At 72.1% G+C, this 4176-nt stretch carries 3 protein-coding genes; 2 read left to right on the forward strand and 1 reads right to left on the reverse strand.

Going from position 1 to position 4176, the window contains the following annotated elements; genetic code table 11:
• Positions 1-12: 12 nt before the first annotated feature.
• Entirely contained in the window at positions 13-2316 is a 2304-nt protein-coding gene (locus ACJOT3_RS33080) for an FdhF/YdeP family oxidoreductase (protein ID WP_406977070.1), read from the reverse strand.
• A 231-nt stretch (positions 2317-2547) separates the two neighbouring features.
• On the opposite strand from ACJOT3_RS33080, the gene ACJOT3_RS33085 reads away from it, so the two are divergent.
• Positions 2548-3903: an L-lactate MFS transporter gene (locus ACJOT3_RS33085; protein WP_406977071.1), complete on the forward strand. Its 1356-nt coding sequence runs from the start codon at positions 2548-2550 to the stop codon at positions 3901-3903.
• A gap of 26 nt (positions 3904-3929) precedes the next feature.
• On the forward strand, positions 3930-4064 hold the full coding sequence (locus ACJOT3_RS33090; protein WP_406977072.1) for an MFS transporter small subunit: 135 nt from the start codon (positions 3930-3932) through the stop codon (positions 4062-4064).
• The last annotated feature ends 112 nt before the right edge of the window (positions 4065-4176 follow it).

Genomic DNA, 4176 nt, shown 5'->3' on the forward strand with positions numbered 1-4176 from the left:
CCGCCGCGGCGGCTACAGGCCGGTGTCGGGCTCGAAGCGGACCACCACCGACTTGGAGGTGGGCGTGTTGCTGATGTCGGCGGTGGAGTCCAGCGGCACCAGCACGTTGGTCTCGGGGAAGTAGGAGGCGGCGCAGCCGCGGGCGGTCGGGTAGTGGACCACCCGGAAGTGCGGGGCGCGGCGTTCGCGGCCGTCGGGCCACTCGCCCACCAGGTCGGTGTAGGCGCCGTCGGCCAGGCCGAGTTCGGCGGCGTCCTCGGGGTTGACCAGGACCACGCGCCGCCCGTCGGTGATGCCGCGGTAGCGGTCGTCCAGGCCGTAGACGGTGGTGTTGTACTGGTCGTGCGAGCGCAGGGTCTGGAGCAGCAGCCGGCCTTCGGGTACCTCGGGCGCGTAGGTGCCGTTGGCGGTGAAGTTGGCCTTGCCGGTGGCGGTGGGGAAGCGCCGGTGGTCGCGCGGCGCGTGCGGCAGGGTGAACCCGTTCCGCTGCCGGGCCCTGGCGTTGAAGTCCTCGAACCCCGGCACGACGGCGGCGATGTGGTCGCGGATCCGGTCGTAGTCGGCGAACGCGTCCCAGGCCACCGGGCTCTGCCCGAACAGGCGGGCGCCCAGCTCGCGGACGATGTCGACCTCCGCGCGCATCTCCTCCGACAGCGGCCGCAGCACCCCGTGCGAGGCGTGGACGCGGCTCATGGAGTCCTCGACCGTCACCCAGCGGTCCCTCCCGTCGTGGATGTCGCGGTCGCTGCGGGCCAGCGCGGGCAGGATGAGCGCGCGGGTGCCGGTGACCACGTGGGAGCGGTTGAGCTTGGTCGACACGTGGACGGTCAGCCGCACCCGGCGCATGGCGTCCTCGGTGACGTGCGTGTCGGGGGTGGCGGCGACGAAGTTGCCGCCCATGGCGAAGAAGACGCGCACGTCCCCCGCCGCCATGGCGCGGATGGCGTTGACGGTGTCGTGGCCGTGCTCGCGCGGCGGGGCGAAGCCGAACTCGGCGCCCAGCGCGTCCAGGAACGCCTCGGCGGGCCGCTCGAAGATGCCCATGGTCCGGTCGCCCTGCACGTTGGAGTGCCCGCGCACCGGGCACACCCCGGCGCCGGGGCGGCCGACGTTGCCGCGCAGCAGCAGGAAGTTGACGACCTCGCGGATGGTGGGGACGGAGTGCTTGTGCTGGGTCAGGCCCATGGCCCAGCACACGACGGTGCGCTCGGAGGCGATGGCCATGGCGGCGATCTCCTCGATGAGCGGGCGCTCCAGGCCGGTGTCGCGTTCCACCCGGGCCCAGAAGGCGTCGGCGGGCTCCTCCAGGAGCTCCTTGGCGAACAGGTCGAAGCCGTGGGTGTGGGCGTCGATGAACGCGTGGTCCAGGACGGGGGCGTCCTCGCGGTCGGCCTCCAGCAGGATGCGGTTGACCGCGGAGAACAGGGCGAGGTCGCCGCCCAGCCGGATCTGGGCGAACACGTCGGTGAGCTGAGTGCCGCGGCCCAGCAGCCCGCCGGGGTGCTGGGGGTTGCGGAACTCGCGCATCCCGGCCTCGGGCAGGGGGTTGACCGTGACGATGCGGGCGCCGTTCCTCTTGGCGCGCTCCAGGGCGGTGAGCATGCGGGGGTGGTTGGTGCCGGGGTTCTGCCCGGCGACGATGATGAGGTCGGCCTGGTGGAGGTCGTCCAGGGAGACGCTGCCCTTGCCCACGCCCAGGGTCTCGGTGAGGGCCGACCCGGAGGACTCGTGGCACATGTTGGAGCAGTCGGGCAGGTTGTTGGTGCCCAGCTGGCGGGCGAGCAGCTGGTAGGCGAAGGCGGCCTCGTTGCTCGTGCGCCCGGAGGTGTAGAAGACGGCCTGGTCGGGGGTGTCCAGGCCGCGCAGCTCGGCGGCGATGAGCTCCAGGGCGTCGTCCCACGGGATGGGCGTGTAGTGGTCGGCGCCCTCGGCCAGGTGGAGGGGCTGCGTGAGCCGCCCCTGCCGCCCGAGCCAGTACCCGGAGCGCTCCGCAAGCTCACTCACGGGGTGCTCGGCGAAGAAGTCGGCGCCCAGGGGCCGGGTGGTGGCCTCCTCGGCGACGGCCTTGGCGCCGTTCTCGCAGAACTCGGCGCGGTGGCGCTTGTCGCCCTCGGGCCAGGCGCAGCCCGGGCAGTCGAAGCCGCGCTTCTGGTTGAGGGCGAGCATGGCGGGCAGGCCGCGCCGCACCCCGGCGTTCTCCCCGACCTGGCGGACGCTGTTGAGGACCGCGGGCAGACCGGCCGCGGAGGACTTGGGCGGGTCGATGCGGGGGGCGTCCTGCGGGGTGTCGGCGGGCACGGGGCGGTTGCGTCTCATGGCCGTATTGTCGCACCGCTCGGCGGTGCACTTCAAAGGCTCTCCGGGACGGGCCGGGAATTTCCTCGTTTTTCGTGTCAAGGTATTGACCATTGTGGTCGCGAATTTTCTTTTCGGGGACGGTGGCGCAACACCCCCTATGCCCGGTAGGGCTCCTGTGATATTCCGTGTTCGGTGATGTCCCCCCGTCGCCGATCGCACGGGTGGCGGTGAGTTTCAGGAGGGAGACCCGTGTCTTTTCTCGACCGGGAGAAGAGTGTCGCCCCGCCCGGGTACAGCCGTTGGTTCGTACCGCCCGCGGCGCTCGCGGTGCACTTGTCCATCGGCCAGGTATATGCGTTCAGTGTTTTCAAGGCCCCCTTGGTGGAGCGCTTCGATTCCTCGTTGACGGCGATCGGCGTGGTGTTCAGCATCGCCATTGTCATGCTCGGGCTCTCGGCGGCCTTCGGCGGTAAATGGGTGGAGCTCAACGGGCCGCGCAAGGCCATGTTCGCGGCCGGGGTGTGCTGGGGGACGGGTTTCCTGGTGGGGGCGCTGGGCGTGGCCACCGGGCAGCTGTGGCTGCTGTACCTCGGGTACGGGGTGATCGGCGGGATCGGCCTGGGCATCGGGTACATCTCGCCGGTGTCCACGCTGATCAAGTGGTTCCCGGACCGGCCGGGCATGGCCACCGGGATGGCGATCTTGGGGTTCGGCGGGGGCACGCTCATCGCCTCCCCGCTGTCGGCGGAGCTGCTGGACCGGTACGCCGCCACCCCCGCGGACGCGATCGTCCCGGCGTTCCTGACCCTGGGCGCCGTCTACTTCGCAGCGATGGTGCTGGGCGCGCTGGTCGTCAAGGTCCCGCCGCCCGGCTGGCGCCCGGACGGCTGGGAGCCGCCGGTGTCGGCCCGGGGGACCGCCGTGTCGGAGGGCGTCAGCGTGGAGCGGGCGTTCCGCACCCGCCAGTTCTGGCTGCTGTGGATCGTGCTCTTCTGCAACGTGACCGCGGGGATCGGCATCCTGGAGCAGGCCTCTCCGATGGTGCAGGACTTCTTCACCCGGGTCGGCCCGGCCGAGGCCGCCGGGTACGTGGGATTCCTGTCGCTGTGCAACATGGTCGGCCGGTTCGTGTGGTCCTCCACCTCCGACGCGCTGGGCCGCAAGCGCACCTACATCGGGTACCTGGGTGTCGGCGGGCTGCTGTACCTGCTCATCGCCGTGGCGGGGACCGGGTCGGTGGTGCTGTTCGTCGCCGTCACCGGGGTCATCCTCTCCTTCTACGGCGGCGGGTTCGCCACGATCCCGGCCTACCTCAAGGACCTGTTCGGGTCGTTCAACGTCGGCGCCGTCCACGGGCGGCTGCTCACGGCCTGGTCGTGCGCGGGCATCGCCGGGCCGCTGATCGTCAACGTGATCGCCGACCAGCAGCTCGCCGCCGGGCGGTCGGGCGCCGACCTGTACACGTTCTCGCTGGCGCTGATGGTGGGGGTGATGGCGGTCGGGTTCACGGCGAACATGCTGGTGCGGCCGCTGCCCGCGGAGCCGGACGGCGCGGCCGAGGGGCCCGCCGGCGCGCGGGTGCGGGAAGCCGGGGGCGGCCGGTGAGCGCCGCGGACGAGGAGGGGAACGCGATGGGAACGCGGTCGGCGGGGAGCGGGCGGGTCGCCAAGGCGGCCGCGCTCCTGCTGTGGGCGGTGGTGCTCCTGGCCCTGGGCTACGGGGTGGTGAGCACCGCCGTGCAGGCCGCCGCCCTGTTCACCGGGTAGCGGGCCCGGCCCGTGGCGGCGCGGGCCCGCGGGGTCAGGAGACGTCGAACAGGGCGCTGACGGACTCGCCGTTGTGGATGCGGCGGATCGCCTCGGCCAGCGCCGGGGCGAT

Source organism: Nocardiopsis protaetiae, from assembly GCF_045446735.1.
Classification (GTDB): Bacteria; Actinomycetota; Actinomycetes; order Streptosporangiales; family Streptosporangiaceae; genus Nocardiopsis; species Nocardiopsis protaetiae.

Coding starts and splice junctions, on each gene's coding strand:
- ACJOT3_RS33090 (WP_406977072.1), top strand. CDS start 3,930: ATGGGAACGCGGTCGGCGGGGAGCGGGCGGGTCGCCAAGGCGGCCGCG.
- ACJOT3_RS33080 (WP_406977070.1), bottom strand. CDS start 2,316: ATGAGACGCAACCGCCCCGTGCCCGCCGACACCCCGCAGGACGCCCCC.